The sequence below is a fragment of the Aminobacter sp. P9b genome (genome assembly GCF_045345995.1).
In the GTDB taxonomy this organism is placed as follows: domain Bacteria; phylum Pseudomonadota; class Alphaproteobacteria; order Rhizobiales; family Rhizobiaceae; genus Aminobacter; species Aminobacter niigataensis.
In genome coordinates this window covers 3,020,461-3,036,893 of record NZ_CP150082.1, presented here as the reverse complement: position 1 = coordinate 3,036,893, position 16,433 = coordinate 3,020,461, and the positions used below count along the sequence as shown (strand labels likewise).

The following is a 16,433-nucleotide window of genomic DNA, read 5'->3' as shown; positions in this document are numbered from 1 at the left end:
GCAGTTCTCCTTATGCTGCGATGACAGCCGCAGTTGCGGCGCTGGTGGCAGATGCGCTGCCCTTCCAGTTCGTAGCCGTCACGGTGACGGTGATCGTCTTGCCGACATCGCCAACCACAGGGACGTAAGTCGCGGCCGTAGCGCCGGGAATGGCGACGCCGTTAGCCTTCCATGCTCGAACGAGAGATGGCGCCTCCCGTCCGGTCCACGTTCCATTGGCCGCCGTCAAAGTCTGGCCGACCTGCGCGGTGCCGGTAATCGAGGGAGCAACGGTGTTTGCCGGGGCCACCGGCGCCCCACCTTGCGCGCCGACGAACCCGGCATAGCTGCGCTTATGTTGTGCCTTGCTTCGCATATTTGCCTCCTTCGGCTCAGAGAGGCGGCGAGACGTGCCCGCCGCCCTTGCTCAACCGAACACGGCTCAGACGCGACCGAAGTCGCCGTAGATGAAGGCTTCCGGCCGGTAGACGGCGAGAGCAATGCGCTCTTCCGCGAGCACGGTGACGAGGTTCTTGATGAAGTCGTCTTCGTTCTCCGTCGCCACCTCGACGCGTGCCTGCCAGCGGTCGAACACCTGGGCGCCGAGCTTGAAGGCACCGGTCAGGAACTTGTCGACGGCAATAGCCTGCGTGGTGACCACCGGCAGGCTCCACAGCGTCGGCGACAGGGTGCCCTGCGGGTTGCCGATGATGTAGTTGCCGCCGGCGTCCTTCAGCGTCTCGATGAACGCCCAGTCGGACGGGTGCATGACGTGACCGGTTGCCGGATACTCGGCCAGGGCTGCCTGAAGCATGGCAAGACGCATCAGGTCGATGCTGGTCGGGCTGGTCAGCGTGATCGGCGCCGAATAGGCAGTCGCCTGCGGGATGATGCCATGCAGGTTCTGGCCGGTATTGTCGCCGTTCAGGAGCTGCTGCTCTTCCTTGTAGGCGAGGCCATACAGCAGGCGCTGGTCGATAATCGAGCGAAGCTGCGCGATATCGGACAGAACCTGGCGGCTGGCCTTCATCCAGTGGGCGATGACCTTGGCGGACGTCGCAACCAGATCCAGCTTGATGTCGGACGACGGCTTCGCCGCACCTTCTGCGACCATGCCGGCGTTGTTGGTGAAGCCGGTTTCCTTCACATATTCCAGCGTGTTGCCGTCCATCTGTCCCTGCGAGAGCAGGTCACGCACGGTCATGCGGCGCTGGGGCAGCGGAAGGATGCCCGGCAGGCGAGTGTTGACAATGGCATCGCCTACCGAACCGCCGGCGTCCGTGGTCAGGGAAGTCAGCGTCGCCTTGGCTTGCAGGTCGATGCGGCCGCGGGGATTAGCCTGGCCGAGGAAGTCCTTGACCTTCTGATCCTCGACGAACTGCTCGCCCATGGATTTGACGGCATCGGCACCTGCGGCATTGCGAGCGGCTTTCTGCTCCAGATCATCAAGGCGGGCCTTGGCTTCGTTCATGGCCGTGAGCGTCGTATCGGCCAATTCCTTCACCGACTTGGTCATGTCGATGCCCTTGGCCGCTTCGGCCACGGCCTTCTCGGCGATTTCCTTCACCGCGTCGAACTTCTTCTCGAAGTCGGCTTTGACCTCGACGGCCAGCTGTTCTGCCGACTTGGCGCCGGAGCCGTCGTCAGGTCCAAAGAAGATGCGGGGGCCGATACGCGATACGGCGAGACGGGCAACGCCGCCGGCACCGACCGCAGCGAAGGGCGCAAGTGCGGCGAGATCGCCGGGATTGACGGGGCCGATGGCGGCATAGGCGCCGCCGGCAGTGAGGACGCCGAGGGCAGCAATCATCGCTACCGCCAGCATGCTGACAATATTCAGTTTCATTGGAGTGTCCTTTCTGGACAGGGAGAGGAAATCAGCCGCGCAGGAGCGCCTGCAGGAAAGCGGCCGGTTCATTCGCCTTGCTGCCCTCGGACTCGCTCCGAATGGCCTTGGCATAGCCATGCGAGGCGATCGCAGTGGCCATGCTTTTCGGGACGCCTGCGTCACGCAGGATGTCCTCGAATTCTTTGATCGGCATGGGATCGCCATCGCGCAGCCGGCGGGCGAACTCGTCCATGCGTTCGGATTTGACACTTTCGATCCGCGCCCGGCGATTTGCCGGGAACGTGACAGGGCTGATCTCGCGAAGATCGAGTTTCACCAGCAGACGAACGATGCCGTCCTGATCCGTGTCGATCTCGCGATAGCCGATCGACAGACCGCCGATGGCCTTGTTCTTCATCAGGGCGTGGACTTCGCGGGCCTTCTGCACCTCGAGAATAAGCCGGCCCTTGCCCCACAGCCCCTTGCCATCCTCGGCAAGGTCTTCCCACACACCGATTGGTTCGTGCGGGTTGTGCTGCCAGAGCATGAGAACCGACGAGCCTTCGCGCTTATGCTTCGCAAGGCTCTCGACGAACGCGCCTGGCATCACCTTTTCGCCGTAGCTGTCGACGTTGCCGAAGATTGAGCCGTAGCCTTCAAAAGTGCCGTCTTCCGACAGGTCTTTGACCTGCAGGGCAAAATCCTTGGTTTTCATGTGGCCTATTCCTCGTCGTCGTCCGGAGACGGCAGGGCTTCCGTTTCCTTGCCTGCCTCGGTGATGGGAACGTTCTGCATCTGCATGCGCGGGACATCGCCACCCTCGATCGGGGGCAAGTTTTCGAGCGAGCGGACATAGTTGATGGTGAACACGCCCGCATTGAGCATGGCGGTGTAGAAGGCCGAGCGGGACGCGGTGTCACCGCGAAGCAGGCCTTCCAGGTTGAACTCTATAGTCACGCCTGCCGCCCGATCTGCTGGCGTGAGCAGTTGCTTCATCAGGGCCTGCTCGATCCGCTTCAAGCGTCGGCGAAGCGTGAACTTCTGAAGGATCAGCCCCTGTTGCTCGACGCCTGTCGGCCAGCTGGTTGTCTTCGACGTGTGGCCAATCATCACCGGCGGGACATTGAAGAACCGGCAGATTTCCTCGACCGAAAAGGCCCGAGACTCCAGCATCTGGGCTTCATCCGGGTTGATCGTCAGCTTTTCCCACTTGGTGCCGCCTTCCAGCACCATGGGGCGGCCGGCATTCACCGCGCCGACGAATTTCTGCGCCAGTTTCGTCTCGGCGATCTCGCGGTTTTCCGCGCTCAGGAATTTGTCGAAGGTCAGGACGCCGGACGGCCGCAGTCCATTGGCGAACATCCCTGAGGCCGACTTGTCTGCCGCGCGTGCCAGGCTGAAGGCATTGCGGCCGAACTCCAATGTCGACATGCCCCCGAGCGGGCTACCGCCGGGCCCCCGAATGTGGAGCATCTCCCGATCCGTCGCGACGTATGCCTTGCCATCATCGGTCCAACGGTACTCGATATCGCCATTCTGCAGCCGGCGGACATACATCGAGTTTGGCCGGATCGGAACCAGCGCAGCCACCAACCCGCCATTGCGCTCGATCTTGGCGTAGCCATTACCCCAAAGCTCGATCGAGGCGCAGATGAAGTCCCAGAAGTCCAGCGCCGTCTGATCGTAGTTCGGGCTGTCGTGCAGGATGCGATAGAGCGAATGGTCCTTCGCAACTTCACGAGCTCCTTTCTTCCCGGTCCTGTAGACCATCAGCGGCAGGGATGAGATGGTTCCTGAAAGCAGGTTGACGCAAGACCAGACGGCAGACAGTGCCATCACCGAGGATTCGGTGACTGTCTCGCCCGCGTCGCCACGTTGAGCGTCGGAGACCCAGCCTTCCTTGTCCCGCACCGACAGCACGCGGATCAGCCCATCGGCCATTTTGCGAAGGAGGTTCATTCGGCAGCTGCCAGGCTTCGGAAATACTCGTCCATGCTTGGATCCTCGCCTTTGTCGCGTGCGGCAATGCCCATGGCCATCACCGTCGCGACGATGCCGTCGATACGTTCGGTCTGCTTGCCCTTCACGGGCTTGATGTCGCCCACCGGGTTCGACTCCACCGACACCACCTGGGCATGTCGGCGCAGGACGGGGTGGCCGCCATGGTGGAACCCGTTGCACAACACCAGCCGTTCGAGTTCCTTCGACGGAGGGTTCATCGAGAAGTAGCCCTGGCCGTACAGCACGACCGGCAGGTTTTCCTGCTGCAGCTCGACCGCAAGCTGGGTCGCGTTCCACCGATCTATGGCCAGCCCGCCCTGCCCATCCTCCAGCTCCGACGAACCGGCATGGGCGATCTGGAACCTCTCTCCGTCATCGAAGATCTGCTTCTTGATGAAAGCGTAGTCGATGACGTTGCCGGGCGTGGCGATGATCGCCCCTTCGTCGACCCAGCGTTCGTACGGCAGCCTGTCCCGCGTCGAATGTTGCTTGAGCAACGACTTAGGCTTGAAGAACCGCGGCAGCACCACCGGCACGTCCAGCCCGGCCTGCACCGGAAAGTACCAGGACAGCGCCGACAGATCCTGCACCGCCGAGAGGTCGAGCCCGCCGAAGCAACGCTTGCCGGCAAGATGCGCCTCGAGGTCGTTCCACGCGGTGGGACCGATACAGTGATCCCATCCGAATGGATTGCCGTCATCGTCGAGACCGTCGATCGGCAACCAGATCGTTGCCTGGTCGGTCCACATGTTGAGCTGGTAACGCTTGAAGTCGTTGACCAGCCGGGGCAACTGCATGGCGCGCTTGGCATTCATGGCCAGCGCGTCGACCTTTTTCGATATCCCGAGGTTGGGGTTTGCCTTCCGCCAGACCTCGGGCGACGTCCAGTCGTCGTCTTCGTCGGCGGCGTAGATCACGACCAGCGTTTCCGGGTCGTCGATCAGACCGTCGCGGATTTTCAGGCATTCGTCCCAGATCTGCTCGCCGTAGCCGCCCTTCTTGCCGGCCGTCGAGATCAGGAATTCGAGCGGCTGGCGGCGCGCATCCACCGAATCGTGGATGAACTGATACAGGTCGCCATTGTCCCACTCGTGGATCTCGTCGCCGACAAGCCCCGACATCGACAGGCCGTGCTTGCCGGTCGGACGCCCCGAGAGAGGCTTGAACGACGCATTGAGCGCGGGGCAATAGATCGACGTCTTGAAGCATTCGAGATCGGCAGGCAGCGTTTCCGACTTGCCGACCATGAGCGTGGCCTTGTCGAAGACGAGGCTGGCTTGATCCTTGTCCTTGGCGATCGAATAGACCTGGCCGGCCTCCTCCGCGTCCCCGACCAGGACGAGCAGTGCAATTCCCGCCGCCAGTTCCGTCTTGCCGTTCTTGCGCGGAACCCAGACATAGCAGCGACGGTAGCGCCTGGTGCCGTCGGGCCGCTTCCAGCCGAACAGCGGTCGGACGATATCGTCCTGCTGCCAATCCTCCAGGTCGAACGGGCGCCCAGCCCATTCGCCGGCGGTCAGGCACAGATGCTCGGGGAAGAACCCGACCGCAGCTGCCGCCGCCTTCTCGTCGAACCAGAAGTCACCGTCACGCCAGACGAGCGAACGGTCGTCCCAGACGGCCCTCTTGTCCACGCCGCGGGGGCGCGTCCGCGGCTTCTTCTTCCGCGCCGGCCCGACCTTGACTGCCATGGCCTACTGCAGGAATCCCACTGCCGATTTCGGGCGCGATGGCGCAGGCGCGGCAGGAGTCCGGCCCTTGCCCTTGCCGGCAGGCGCAGGCGCCGTTTGGCCGAACAGGTCGGGATCGCCCTTTCCGGTTCCGGCTGCGCGCGCCGCGAAGATGCGCTGTCGCTCGGCCGGGTTGAGGCCGAACATCGCTTCGGCCGAAACGAGCTGCCGCTCGAGGCGGTCCCCGATCAGGAACGCCGGGTCGGCGCGACGCACGACGCCGCTCGCCGTCTCGATCTCGTAGATCTCGCCGAGCTCATCGAGGCGCTTCTGCATCTTCAGCCACCTGGCGAAGTTCTTGCAGTAGCGCCCGAACGTCTCGGTGTCGGTCGGCGACAGCAGCTTGAGCGACACGAGCCGCGGCGCCAGCCGGTTCCAGACCTCGCGCCCGGCTTCGCTCAACCAGTCCGGAGCATCGATGCGCGCAAGCGTGGCATCGGCCGCAACGACATCGACCGGATCGGATCCGACCGGCCGTCTGCCCGGCTTGCCCTTCGCCTCTTTCACCGTCGCCGGCTCCGGCTTCGGTCCACGCCTGCCCATCATTCCCTCGCTCAAGGATCGCCAGCCAATGCCGGCCCAAGAAAAAAATCTTCCGAAAACCCGCGCCCAACAATTTTATGGGGGAGCGCCGGTCTAGAAGCGGCGGGTTGCCGGACTTTTGACCACCCCCCGCCTCTGCGCGTTCTGCTCGCGCTGGCGCTCGCTGTCGTGGAACTCTTTGGAAACGGTCCTGACGTTGCCTTCATCCCAGAAGAGCGCGGGGTCGCCACCGTGCTCGATCTTGTGATCGGCGACCGGACTGTTCGGTGCCGGGTGCTTGCCCGTGCACAACACACCGGTCACCTGACAGACGAAGAGATCGCGAACATGCACCCGCTGCTTCAGCTTCTGCCAGCGAGCGGTCTTGTACCACTGGCGCGACTCGCGCTCATCGCGCTGGCGGTCATAGTCCCGACGCTGCTCCTGCCGTGATGGTGCATGAGCAGGCCGAAACATCTTCGGCATGTCGGGCATGATGATCTTTCGGAATGCGTTGCCATTGCGGTGAAGCTGTCGGCACCTGCCTGCTGCTTCACCTGGGGCCGATGGCGCGGTCCACCTTGTGCGGTGTGCGACTCTTTCGGCTCGTCCTGGGTGAGATTCGCTAATCCAGTTTCGTGACTTGTGCAAGATCGAGGTCGATAGGCACAGCACGACCAAAAATCGAGGCTTCGACACGTATCCTGTCCGTCTCGCCAATCATGAGCACGACCGCCTCGAACGACGCGAAGGGACCGTTGTCGATCATCACCTTGTCACCCGACAGCAACGCGTTGGTCAGCACCGCTATTGCCTTCGGGTCTTTCTCAATCTTCGCCTGCAACTTGGTGATTTCATTGGCCGATACCGGGGCTGGATACTCGCCGCCACCAATGGGCCCGACAACGCCTGCTATCGTCTGAAGGCCTGCCCATGAGGCCGGGCAAGCCACCACTTTGACGAACACATAACCCGGAAACGCGGGCACATCGACCGCCTCCAGCTTCTGGTGTTTACGCTTGCCGCGGCGCTTTGCGGCCAGCTTCAGAGACAGCATGCAGTGCTCGACATTGGCATCCTCAAGCGCCTTATCAACAGCTTTGTCCATGCCATTTTCGATGCGAAGCACATACCAGCGCGCCTCAGGCCCATCCATTCCAGCCGCGGCAAGCATCGCCTGCTCGCGCCGCGTCAGTGCGATTCGCCTGTCGCTCTTCTGCCATGCACGGTCGATGTTGATCGGCTCGCCCTTGCCGTCGAGCCATACGCGTTCACTCGCCTCACTCAGCTGCTTGCCGCGTACCGCCATCATCACCGTTTCCCTCGTCTGAAATTGCCTGCACGAACCGTTCCAACCCTTCCGGCCCACCGACCGGGAAGAACACCACCGGCTGCTTCCCCGGTGACGGGAGCCAGGGCCATTGCCGCCGCTCGAATTCCGCCTTCCACGCGTTCCACGTCTGCAACCCCACAGGCACCGCCTCCATCAACTGGGCCATTGGGTCAAAGCCCTCGGGTGCGGGCAGCGCCCTGCCCTCGCCGGCTGCCTTGTCGAGCCGCGCCACCTCCGGGAACCCGTTTTCGAGCACATGGGCGCGCCAGACGCGCTGTTCGAAATCGTCGGGAAACAGCAGCTCGCCACCGTCGCCGATCTCGTGTCCCATTTTGCGATAGGTAGCTTCGGCACTCGCCGCGCCGAGCAACTGGAGCGAAGCTTGGTAGTTCGCCGATCGCTTCGCCCGCGTCATCTCGGGCTCGCCAAGCTCGACAGGTCCGCCAAGCAAGGCCCGAAAACGCAGTGTCGACCACGCCGGGCCGAAGGGGCGAACCTCCCGGCTGACGGGCTTCGCAGCAGCGGCTGCGGCCTCCGGAAGTTTCTCCCAGCGGTGCTCCCGGAGATAGACGGCGAACGAGCAGACCATCTTGCGGCCGGTGGCCTTGGACGCGGTCACATACCGCTCAGCCCCTGCCGCAGCCAGTTCGCGCTCATCGGGCGAAAGTGCCAGCCAGGCATCCAGCGCCTGCGGCTCGCTGTCGGATATGGCAGTCGGCCAGGCGATGAATGCGCGCTTGAACGCCCTCACAACAGCCCTGTGGTCTTCCTGCCCCTCTCGCCCGCGCTCTCTCTCAATCTGAGATTCAGGTATTGCTAGATCTTCAGTACTTACTAGTGCCGCATTTACCGGCGCCGGTTTTTCCGTCGACGGATTCACCGTCGACGGGTTTTCAGTCTGCGGTAAGAATGCAACACTCGGCCCCGTGCCGTTGATTTCGTTCGGTTCTTTCGGCTCGTCATAGATCACGAGCGACAGCTTGGCGAAGCGGCCTTCCTCGCGCTGCTGGTCCTTTTCGGCATAACCGTGCTCGACCAGCTCGTTGATCATGCGGCGCGCCTTGTCCCGGCCGCAGGCGCCCTTCTTGGCGATGTCACCCATGCGCACCGTCCAGTTGTCGGGCTTGGACAGCAGGTAGCCAAGCAGCCACCGCGCCTCCATGGAAAGCCGGACGTCCTCGAACACATGGTTCGGCAAGGTCGTGTAGCGGGCATTGCGAACGCCGCGTCTGATTGTGGCTTCTTCGCTCATCGCCCTGCCTTCTTCCATGCCGCATAGGCGTCGCGCAGCTGCCGCCACGCCTGCGCCGCCTGCCCGCCGTCATTGAGTTGTTTTCGCGAGGTCACGCCGCACAGCGACCGCAGCTTCTGCGCCGCGCGCTCCGGCGTCAGCGGTCGCTCAAGCCCGTGCTCCGCCTCGAGGAAGGCCAGAAACGCCGGCTCCTGGCATTTCATCGCCGCCTCGGCGGCATAGTTCCTGGGGTCGGTCTGGGGCTCGCCCCTCGCCTCGCCGCGCTGGTCGTGGCCGCCATGAGGTGGCTGAAGTGCCCGCCGTGCCCTATCGACCAGGTCGAGCAGGAAGCGCACCGTTTCCGGCGCGCTGCTGATCAGCGCCATCTCGTCCTTGCTCGCGGCGCGGTCGAAGCGGCAAAGCCGCCAATGCCGCTCGGCCATGGGGCCAAGGGCCTCGACGACGAGATACCCTTCCTCGTCGTGCACCACGGTCCAGTCGCCACTCTCGATCGCCGCCAGATTAACCCGAATGGCCCTCAGCCGCATGGCATCGTCGGAAAGCTGCCGGTTCACTCCGCAGCCTCCAGCCATTCGGCCGCGCCCCATTCGAGGGGCGGGCGATAATTGGCCTCGACGAAGGCCGCTGCCGGCTTCTCGCACACCGAGTTGCCGATCTTGTGCCGCTGCTCGGTCTCCGACAGCGGCTTGCCCCGATAGATCGGGTTAAGGATATAAGTGTCGGGAAAGCCCTGCGCGCGCGCCAGCTCGCGCGGCGTCAACATCCGCATGCCGATATCGACGATGACGTAGACGATGCCGCGAATGGAGACAGTGACGAACTCGCCGCCGTCCCAGCAATCATGTGCGCGCAGGAATTCCGCGACCTGGCGAGCCCGCGCCATCTGAGCACGCGACAGCGGAGGCACCCTGGCCTCGACTTGCGTCAGGCCGAAACGCGCCTTGGTCGGTACGGTGAGCGATGGACTGTCGACGCGCGCATGCTGGCCGCCGGTCGAATAATAAGCCGTCATCAGCGGCAGGGTCACCACCGCCGAATGCTGCCCGCCGGCGCAAATAGCAGGATGGGCGTCCTTGCAGGAGCCATCTCGGCGATCGCTGCCCTTGAGCGACAGCATCGAGGCAGCGACAACGGTCTGTTGAGAGCCCGCAACGGTGGCCGTGGACACCGGCTCGCAAGCAGGCCTCCCAATCGGTCCTCTTTCCCCGCCATTGTGCTGCGCCAGGTAAACCGCTGCCAGGCTGCCCTGGTTGCCGTCAGGCACGGGTGTCGGCGTCGGCCGCATCATGCTGGCCGTTCGTGGCGCCTGCCCCTCTCGCTCGCCATAGCGGGGCACGAGATAGGGCACCACGATCTGGTTCTGGTCGCCATCGGACGCCGCGACGGTGTGCAACGGCTCACTCGCAGCTCGATTTCCGCCGCCATGCTGGCCCCGACTGACGAAGGCGTCGTCGCCGGCGTCCAGCACATGCCGCTTCACGCCATAGGCCAGCCGGGCATCCGTCTTCACCGCCAGCGGCCGGATGACGCGCTTACCGGTGCGTTTCGTGTATTCCCGCCCCTCTTCCTTCGTCATGAAGATCGACGGGCAGTCGAGCGACCAGTCGACGATATCAGCCGCCACCGGCCACGGCTTCAACTGGCCGCTCAAAACCGCCTCGGACTTCGGGTCACCATGCGTCGGCGCCGGCAGAACTATGCGCGCGCCGTCGCGACGGGCACAAAGCTTGAGCCGCTTGCGGATGGTCGGGTCGCCATATTCGCAGGCCTCCATCTCATACCAGCCGACCGAGTAGCTGTAGCGCGACAGCGCATCGACGAACTCGTGGAAGGTGTGGCCAAGCCGGGTCTGGTCGCGCTCGAAGCCCTTGCCGTCGGCGCGCTCGACAAGCGGGCTCCATTTGGCAAAGGCCAAGACATTCTCCAGGCAGATCGTCCACGGCCGCTGCCAGTCCGGCAGTTCCTTGAGCCAGCGGAGCAGCACCCATGCGAGATCGCGAACCGCGCGCGACGTGATCGGCCCACCCTTGGCCGGCGAGTGATCGCGGCAGTCCGGCGAAAGCCACAGCAGCCCGAACAGGTTGTCGCCCAGCTGCTCGCGCATCGACACCTGCCAGACATTATGCGGCAGGTGCAGCGTGTCCGGGTGGTTGACCGTGTGCATGGCAATTGCCGGCTCGTCGTGGTTGACGGCGATGTCGACCTTCTCGGTGTGGCCGACCGGCAGCAGCCCGGCGCGCGCAAGCCGTCGCAACCCTTCTTCCATTCCATTGGTGGCGCCGCCTCCGCCGGCAAAGCTGTCGACGACCATCACCTTGCGAGGACCAGCCTTTGCCGGCGGGATCATCGGCAGCGGAACCTTGCGCGCCGGCATGAAGCCGGGCACCGGCAGGCACCGCCATTTCGTCTTGGCACGCGACGGCGATGGACCGCCGAAAAGATCGACCGGTTCGGCGTTCATTCCCCCTCCTCGCTGATTTCGTCGAAAACCGACTGTCCGGCCTTGGTCAGCCGCCAGTGGCGGGCGCCATCGCGGCCCGGCACCTGTTCGGTCAGGTTCTTAATGCGCAGCGCCGACAGCACGACGCCGATGTCGCCGACGGTCGAGCCGTCGCCGCGCAGCACCAGACCGATCACCTTGATCGGCTTGCGGAACACGCCGTCATCGTCGGCATGGAAGCCCAGCACGTAGATCACGCCGCACTGGCGCTGGGTCAGGCCCTGCGGATAGCTGTCGAGCGGCCGCCGCCCCTGCCCCGGCGCTTCCCGGGCGGCCACGGCCTCGCCCATCACCTCGTCGACACGCTCCTGGTCGAGCAGCCGGCGCATCAGGGCCGCCACCAGCACCTGGGGATGGTCGCCACGGCGTTCGGCCTCTTGCCGAACCTCTTCGGCCAGGGCGCCGGGCAGCGCCACATGCAGCGGCGGCGGGGTCAGCGTCTTGCGGGCGTCGACTGCAACCGTCATGGCGCCACCCCGGCGAACTCGGCGAAGGCGGCGCGGAACTCGGCAAACAACGCATTCCGCAGCGCGCCATCGGCACCGCGCACGGCATGCCATTCCGCCCGGCGAACCGCGATGAACTGCTCGCCGAGATCGAAGCCGATGCGCCGGCAGGCCTGCTCGAACACCTCGCGATGCCGCATCAGCACGACATCGGACACGACGAGCAGGATCCGCGCCCGCGCCTCGTCGCTCTCAGCGTCCAACATCTGGCGGATGATCGGCAGCATCTGGTTGGCGTCGGTCATCGGCCCGCCCCCGACGCTTCACGGGAAACGACCTCTGTAACAGTCTGTTTCAAAATGCCTTTCAGCGTCACGCGGCGGCGCTTGGCACCCTTCAGGAACGCATAGGGATCAAGCCCCGCCATCTGGCAGACCAGCAGGAAGTTGCCGGCCGACAGCGGCTTGGCATTGATCGCGCGCGACAGCATGGCGCGATCGGTCTCGGGCCATTTTGCTTCTGCCTGGGCATAGGAATAGCCAAGCTCGCGGAGCCGGCTCTCCAGCGCATCGCCAAATTTCTGCAGATCGAGATCAGCCACGGCGCACCTCGCGCTTGCCGCCGCTGCGGCCCTCATCCCGGGTCTGTCGCGAGATCTCGCGTTCGATCTGGCGGCCCAGATCGGACATCTCGGCCGACGTCGCCGACAGCGCGCGCCGAGGCGCAGGCGCAGCCGGACGAGGCGCGCGGAACACAGCAAGGATGCGGGCCAACAGCTTCATGCCCGCCTACACCCGCATCGGCATCTGGACGATGCGCAGCGGGTCGCCCTCACAGCTGAGGATCACCGGCGAACCCGAAATGCCGGCGGCGGGCGAGAATGTGACAACGTCCCCGGACAGTTCCGCAAATGCCGAGATCAGATAGTCGAGGTTGTAGCCGCATTCGAACGGCTCCGGCGCTGCCCCCGACCAGTCGACACACTCGGTGGCGCGGTTGCTGAACGAGGCCAGTTCGAGCCGCAGCCCCTCGGTGCGGGCTACCAGCTTGACGCCGTTCTTGGCCCAGGAGAACGAGCGCATGCGCTTCGCCACTGACAGCATCTGCTTGCGGTCGACCGAAAACAGCGGTTTCGGATCACGCGGAATGACCATGAAGATGTCGGGATACTTGCCATCCACCAGCTTGGCCGACAGGGTCAGCCCCGGGAACTCGAATTTGATGCGGTTCCCCTTGCGATTGAATTCTATCGCGACCGGCTCCCCCTTCTGTCTGGCCAGAAGATGGACCGTCGGCTTCCAGATGATTGCGCCGAAAGCCTCTTCGGGCGCGCCGTCGAGCGGCAGGTAGGCCAGCCTGTGCCCATCTGTCGCCGCGATGATCGGTTGTCCTTCCGGGCTCTGAAGGATCGCGACGCCATTGAGGTAGTAGCGGGTTTGCTCGCTCGACATGGCAAACCCGATGCGCCGGATGGCCGCCACAAGTCCCAGGTTGCCGGTCGAGTTGCGCGTTCCCGCCACGTCGCCGAAAACAGGGAAGTCCGACGCCGGAAACGACGCCATCTGGTACTCCGAGCCGTTAAATGACACTTTGGCGGCCCCCCCGTCCTCGACGATGGTGACCTGCTCGGCAGGGTCGATATGCGCGGCCAAAGCCGACAGCCCAAAGAAGTCGATTGCCGCCGAGCCCTCGGCAGTGCCGATGGTCGCCAGTGTCACCGACGCTTCATTGTCGAGATCCGTGCCGATCACCCGGCCAGCCTCGAATTTCACGGCGGACAACACGGGTGTAGTAACGCGACGGCTGACGATGCCGGCCATCTGGCGCAGGGCAGCATGCAGCTGCCCAGCCGAAGTTTGGAGTTTCATGCCATGATCTCCTCAGCTTGTGACGGTGTATCGACCGCCTCGAATCCCCAGTGATCCCAGCCCGGCCGCGCCCGGCGCGAGAACAGCTCCAGCCGGGCAACGCCGGGAAACAGCCGCTCGATCTGCTCGGCATAGAAATCGGGCTTGGCCGAGTGGCGGCCCTTGCGCTCGCGGTGCACGGTCTCGGGCTGGGTGCCCGGCAAAGGTGCGGCCACGTCGCCGCGGCGGCCGATCAGCAGGATCTCGTGGCGGTCGCGGCCCCAATAGCCGGTGCCGGCGACTTCCTTGTCCCACACCCAGTGGTGCACATAGGTGAAACCCAGCTCGGCCAGCACGCGCAGCCCGTGGAGCAGCATCGGGTTGGTCGCCCAGCAGGCCACCACGGCATTGTCGGTGAACGGGTCGAGCTCGCGCAGCAGCGCGATGATCTCGTCGGTGGTCATCGTCGGATAGTGGTTCTCGGCGCTCTTCTCGCGCCCCGTCACCTCGGAGCGCACGGCAAACTGCCAGGGCGGATCCATCATGCCGACGGGATACTTCTTCCCCAGCGCCTTCGGCGCGGTCGCCTGCCCGCCGTTGCGCACCATCTCCATATGCGCCAGCCGCACCGTGTGGCGCAGCCTCTGCTTGCGCTCTCGGATTTCCTTCGCCTTGCGCACGATGTCGCGCTCTTCACGTTCCAGCACCTCGCGTTGCGCCTCGAGCGCCAGATCGGAGATCGCCTCGCCGGCATGCACCGAAACCCGCCCGTCGCGAATGGCCGCGACCAGCTCGTCGGCGCCGTGCTCGCGGATGCGCTTGGCGGCGATCACCGCGCGCTCGGAAATCGACAGCCGCCGCGCCGCCTCCCGGGTCGGCAAATTTGCTGACCCTGCCGTCGCCTGGTTGATGCCGCGATCCCAGTCGACGATAGACGCCGCCACCATGGCCCGCTGGCTTTCGCTCAGGTGCCGGCGATGCAGATTGTGCGACAGCACGAAGCCAAGCGCATCGTCGCCCTCGAACTGGGCGAACACCGGCTCGACCTCGGCAAAGCGGCACGCCGCCAGCCGGTTGCGCCCGTCCAGCACCTGCCCGTCCAGCAGCATGATCGGCACGCGCTGGCCATAGGTGACGATGTCGTCCGCGAGTTCGCGGATTTCCTGCTCGGAGAGCATGGGAAAAAGCTCGGCCAGGGGATGGGCTGCGAGGTCGAGGCTCATGCCGCGACCTCGACTGCTTGCGCCAAAGCCTGGGGCCATAGATCGCCCCTGACGATATCCCAGCAGCGCTCGGCCTCGAGCCAGGCGCGGACCTCTGCCGTGTCTTCCTCCGACAGCCGGTTCACCAGTTCGTCAAGGAAGTCATCCGGCGCGGCTGCGGCGCGATCTGCCGGTGTCTGGCATTCCTCGCAAACGACTTCGCCGGCAACGACGAGGCAGCCACAATCAGGATGGGTTTCGTAGCCGCAGCGCTCGCAGCAATAACCCATGCCGACGTCGATCCAGTCGGCCGGCGAAATGGAAGCCGGATCGCGACCATCCCAATCCTCGACCCGCAAGACATAATCAGGATCAAAGTCCGGCGCCTCGTACCCGGCCCGCTCTTTCTCCTGGCACCATTCCTCGAACGCCTCTTCGGCTGTCCGCGCAAAGAATTGCTGCCAGTCGTATTCGCCGGGCGTGCCGACGACGAATGCCTTGAGGGCCGGCGCTGCCGGAACAGGGTCCGCGATCGCCACAGCAGCGGGGATGACCGGCGCCGCAATGGCGACGGCAGAGATGGCGGCACCGCAGAGCAAGGCGCGACGGGACAGCGTGATGGCAGTCATCTCTACGCCGCCCCGCCCTTGACCAGCGACAGACCGCCCTCGGTCTTCACCGTGGCCAGCACGTCGTCGAGCACGTCGCCCGCCCGGCGCACCTGCGAATTGAGCTTCATCAGCTCGTTGACCTCGGCCACCGAATAGAAGCCGTCGCTGCCGGCCTGCGCCGTGCGCGCCATCAGCGTCGACACCTGGCCGACGAGGTCGGCGACCTGCGTCGTCAGGCAGGCGATCTTGGCCTCGCGCTCATCTGGCGCTGTCAGGCGGCGGCCATGGAAATCGGCCATCACCTGCGACACGAGCGGCCGAGCCGTATAAGCCTCAAGCACGAGCACCACAGGCAGCGGCATCAGGTCCCGATCGGTCGGGCTGCGCCAGCGGCCAACCTGGCTTTTCGACATCGAGGTCAGCTCGGTGGCGCGCTCGATGCCGATATCGTCGAGCAGGTCGCGCTGCGCGTTGCGAAGCCGCGTGTGCCAGCGCTCGGTAAATTCAGCCATCTCTTTGTCTCCCATAGACAAAAACGTTTCCCGCGCCGGGAAAACCCGGCGTCGTTTCCCGTGGCGGGAATGATCAATTCGATTCAGAGTCGGACCATGAAACTCATGGAGGCCCGCATGCCTGGAACAACGTCATGGATCGCCGCTCCAGACCCGAGTGCGCCCGGCGCGCTCGAACTGGGGAACTGCGGCAAGATCGCCGTCGGCGTTGAAATGGGTGGCCGCGCCGAAGGCGGAGGGGTTACCCCCGGCGCGGCCTTTCCTGCCAGGGCGGGTTCGCAGGCGCGGTCCGCTCCCGCGACGCTGCCCCCAGGCAGGAAACTGCGACCAAGCAGGCGGTCGCCTTGCATGGCCAGGTATTGTTGCGAGGCGCGCCGCTTCATCATGGCCGCGCCTCGGCAGCGGGGGCGGAAACCGTGACAAACTTTTCCGGCCTGTTCGCCTTGAGCCACGCCAGGCGCACGGCGTGCATGTCCTCGGCCGTCACTGCGCCGTCAGTAAACCTGACAATGCGCTCGACCATATCCGCGTCTGGCTGCCGGCATCCGGTCTCCATTCGCGCGAGCGTCCCCCCTGGGTTCACACCCTCGATACCGAGGGCGCGCGCCAGTTCGGCAAAGCCCAGCTTTTTGTGTGTTCGCCAATCTCGCAATCGCATGGCGAAAGCTAA

General features: G+C 64.6%; 20 protein-coding genes. All 20 read right to left on the bottom strand.

All coding sequences use genetic code 11. From position 1 onward, the window contains the following. Positions 1 to 10: 10 nt before the first annotated feature. Positions 11 to 355: a hypothetical protein gene (locus tag WHT83_RS14975; protein ID WP_406871616.1), complete on the bottom strand. Its 345-nt coding sequence runs from the start codon at positions 353 to 355 to the stop codon at positions 11 to 13. A gap of 66 nt (positions 356 to 421) precedes the next feature. After that, on the bottom strand, positions 422 to 1,825 hold the full coding sequence (locus tag WHT83_RS14970) for a phage major capsid protein (RefSeq protein WP_406871615.1): 1,404 nt from the start codon (positions 1,823 to 1,825) through the stop codon (positions 422 to 424). A 31-nt stretch (positions 1,826 to 1,856) separates the two neighbouring features. Beyond that, on the bottom strand, positions 1,857 to 2,522 hold the full coding sequence (locus WHT83_RS14965) for an HK97 family phage prohead protease (RefSeq protein WP_406871614.1): 666 nt from the start codon (positions 2,520 to 2,522) through the stop codon (positions 1,857 to 1,859). Between the two features lie 5 nt (positions 2,523 to 2,527). Then, on the bottom strand, positions 2,528 to 3,766 hold the full coding sequence (locus tag WHT83_RS14960; RefSeq protein ID WP_406871613.1) for a phage portal protein: 1,239 nt from the start codon (positions 3,764 to 3,766) through the stop codon (positions 2,528 to 2,530). Continuing rightward, a complete protein-coding gene (locus WHT83_RS14955; protein ID WP_406871612.1) occupies positions 3,763 to 5,499 on the bottom strand; it encodes a terminase large subunit in 1,737 nt (578 codons plus the stop codon). Before WHT83_RS14955 ends, WHT83_RS14960 begins: the two co-directional genes overlap by 4 nt. A gap of 3 nt (positions 5,500 to 5,502) precedes the next feature. Next, a complete protein-coding gene (locus WHT83_RS14950) occupies positions 5,503 to 6,084 on the bottom strand; it encodes a phage terminase small subunit P27 family (RefSeq protein ID WP_406871611.1) in 582 nt (193 codons plus the stop codon). A 90-nt stretch (positions 6,085 to 6,174) separates the two neighbouring features. Further along, a complete protein-coding gene (locus WHT83_RS14945; RefSeq protein WP_406871610.1) occupies positions 6,175 to 6,555 on the bottom strand; it encodes an HNH endonuclease in 381 nt (126 codons plus the stop codon). A 130-nt stretch (positions 6,556 to 6,685) separates the two neighbouring features. Then, positions 6,686 to 7,372, bottom strand: coding sequence for a transcription termination/antitermination protein NusG (locus tag WHT83_RS14940; RefSeq protein ID WP_406871609.1), 687 nt, complete (start codon positions 7,370 to 7,372; stop codon positions 6,686 to 6,688). Further along, on the bottom strand, positions 7,341 to 8,645 hold the full coding sequence (locus WHT83_RS14935; RefSeq protein ID WP_406871608.1) for a helix-turn-helix domain-containing protein: 1,305 nt from the start codon (positions 8,643 to 8,645) through the stop codon (positions 7,341 to 7,343). The genes WHT83_RS14940 and WHT83_RS14935 overlap by 32 nt, the downstream gene beginning before the upstream one ends. Next, entirely contained in the window at positions 8,642 to 9,199 is a 558-nt protein-coding gene (locus tag WHT83_RS14930; protein ID WP_406871607.1) for a hypothetical protein, read from the bottom strand. Before WHT83_RS14930 ends, WHT83_RS14935 begins: the two co-directional genes overlap by 4 nt. Beyond that, positions 9,196 to 11,106 (bottom strand): DNA cytosine methyltransferase, encoded by a 1,911-nt coding sequence (locus WHT83_RS14925; protein WP_406871606.1) that lies wholly within the window; start codon positions 11,104 to 11,106, stop codon positions 9,196 to 9,198. The genes WHT83_RS14930 and WHT83_RS14925 overlap by 4 nt, the downstream gene beginning before the upstream one ends. Continuing rightward, positions 11,103 to 11,612, bottom strand: a complete 510-nt coding sequence (locus WHT83_RS14920; protein WP_406871605.1) for a hypothetical protein — start codon at positions 11,610 to 11,612, stop codon at positions 11,103 to 11,105. Before WHT83_RS14920 ends, WHT83_RS14925 begins: the two co-directional genes overlap by 4 nt. After that, positions 11,609 to 11,896, bottom strand: a complete 288-nt coding sequence (locus WHT83_RS14915) for a hypothetical protein (protein ID WP_406871604.1) — start codon at positions 11,894 to 11,896, stop codon at positions 11,609 to 11,611. Before WHT83_RS14915 ends, WHT83_RS14920 begins: the two co-directional genes overlap by 4 nt. Continuing rightward, positions 11,893 to 12,192, bottom strand: a complete 300-nt coding sequence (locus WHT83_RS14910; protein ID WP_406871603.1) for a hypothetical protein — start codon at positions 12,190 to 12,192, stop codon at positions 11,893 to 11,895. The genes WHT83_RS14915 and WHT83_RS14910 overlap by 4 nt, the downstream gene beginning before the upstream one ends. Next, a complete protein-coding gene (locus tag WHT83_RS14905) occupies positions 12,185 to 12,373 on the bottom strand; it encodes a hypothetical protein (protein WP_406871602.1) in 189 nt (62 codons plus the stop codon). Before WHT83_RS14905 ends, WHT83_RS14910 begins: the two co-directional genes overlap by 8 nt. 6 nt (positions 12,374 to 12,379) lie before the next feature. Beyond that, positions 12,380 to 13,459 carry a hypothetical protein gene (locus WHT83_RS14900; protein WP_406871601.1) on the bottom strand — a complete coding sequence of 360 codons (1,080 nt, stop codon included), beginning with the start codon at positions 13,457 to 13,459 and terminating at the stop codon, positions 12,380 to 12,382. After that, positions 13,456 to 14,661 carry an MT-A70 family methyltransferase gene (locus WHT83_RS14895; RefSeq protein WP_406871600.1) on the bottom strand — a complete coding sequence of 402 codons (1,206 nt, stop codon included), beginning with the start codon at positions 14,659 to 14,661 and terminating at the stop codon, positions 13,456 to 13,458. Before WHT83_RS14895 ends, WHT83_RS14900 begins: the two co-directional genes overlap by 4 nt. Next, entirely contained in the window at positions 14,658 to 15,269 is a 612-nt protein-coding gene (locus WHT83_RS14890) for a hypothetical protein (RefSeq protein WP_406871599.1), read from the bottom strand. The genes WHT83_RS14895 and WHT83_RS14890 overlap by 4 nt, the downstream gene beginning before the upstream one ends. Before the next feature lie 2 nt (positions 15,270 to 15,271). Continuing rightward, positions 15,272 to 15,763 (bottom strand): hypothetical protein, encoded by a 492-nt coding sequence (locus tag WHT83_RS14885; RefSeq protein WP_406871598.1) that lies wholly within the window; start codon positions 15,761 to 15,763, stop codon positions 15,272 to 15,274. A 382-nt stretch (positions 15,764 to 16,145) separates the two neighbouring features. Continuing rightward, positions 16,146 to 16,421, bottom strand: a complete 276-nt coding sequence (locus WHT83_RS14880) for a helix-turn-helix domain-containing protein (RefSeq protein ID WP_406871597.1) — start codon at positions 16,419 to 16,421, stop codon at positions 16,146 to 16,148. Positions 16,422 to 16,433 lie beyond the last annotated feature (12 nt).

Bases quoted from the DNA above. Each gene is read 5' to 3' on its own strand.
- WHT83_RS14975 (WP_406871616.1), bottom strand. From the start codon at position 355: ATGCGAAGCAAGGCACAACATAAGCGCAGCTATGCCGGGTTCGTCGGC.
- WHT83_RS14970 (WP_406871615.1), bottom strand. From the start codon at position 1,825: ATGAAACTGAATATTGTCAGCATGCTGGCGGTAGCGATGATTGCTGCC.
- WHT83_RS14965 (WP_406871614.1), bottom strand. From the start codon at position 2,522: ATGAAAACCAAGGATTTTGCCCTGCAGGTCAAAGACCTGTCGGAAGAC.
- WHT83_RS14960 (WP_406871613.1), bottom strand. From the start codon at position 3,766: ATGAACCTCCTTCGCAAAATGGCCGATGGGCTGATCCGCGTGCTGTCG.
- WHT83_RS14955 (WP_406871612.1), bottom strand. From the start codon at position 5,499: ATGGCAGTCAAGGTCGGGCCGGCGCGGAAGAAGAAGCCGCGGACGCGC.
- WHT83_RS14950 (WP_406871611.1), bottom strand. From the start codon at position 6,084: ATGATGGGCAGGCGTGGACCGAAGCCGGAGCCGGCGACGGTGAAAGAG.
- WHT83_RS14945 (WP_406871610.1), bottom strand. From the start codon at position 6,555: ATGCCCGACATGCCGAAGATGTTTCGGCCTGCTCATGCACCATCACGG.
- WHT83_RS14940 (WP_406871609.1), bottom strand. From the start codon at position 7,372: ATGATGGCGGTACGCGGCAAGCAGCTGAGTGAGGCGAGTGAACGCGTA.
- WHT83_RS14935 (WP_406871608.1), bottom strand. From the start codon at position 8,645: ATGAGCGAAGAAGCCACAATCAGACGCGGCGTTCGCAATGCCCGCTAC.
- WHT83_RS14925 (WP_406871606.1), bottom strand. From the start codon at position 11,106: ATGAACGCCGAACCGGTCGATCTTTTCGGCGGTCCATCGCCGTCGCGT.
- WHT83_RS14920 (WP_406871605.1), bottom strand. From the start codon at position 11,612: ATGACGGTTGCAGTCGACGCCCGCAAGACGCTGACCCCGCCGCCGCTG.
- WHT83_RS14915 (WP_406871604.1), bottom strand. From the start codon at position 11,896: ATGACCGACGCCAACCAGATGCTGCCGATCATCCGCCAGATGTTGGAC.
- WHT83_RS14905 (WP_406871602.1), bottom strand. From the start codon at position 12,373: ATGAAGCTGTTGGCCCGCATCCTTGCTGTGTTCCGCGCGCCTCGTCCG.
- WHT83_RS14900 (WP_406871601.1), bottom strand. From the start codon at position 13,459: ATGAAACTCCAAACTTCGGCTGGGCAGCTGCATGCTGCCCTGCGCCAG.
- WHT83_RS14895 (WP_406871600.1), bottom strand. From the start codon at position 14,661: ATGAGCCTCGACCTCGCAGCCCATCCCCTGGCCGAGCTTTTTCCCATG.
- WHT83_RS14890 (WP_406871599.1), bottom strand. From the start codon at position 15,269: ATGACTGCCATCACGCTGTCCCGTCGCGCCTTGCTCTGCGGTGCCGCC.
- WHT83_RS14885 (WP_406871598.1), bottom strand. From the start codon at position 15,763: ATGGCTGAATTTACCGAGCGCTGGCACACGCGGCTTCGCAACGCGCAG.
- WHT83_RS14880 (WP_406871597.1), bottom strand. From the start codon at position 16,421: ATGCGATTGCGAGATTGGCGAACACACAAAAAGCTGGGCTTTGCCGAA.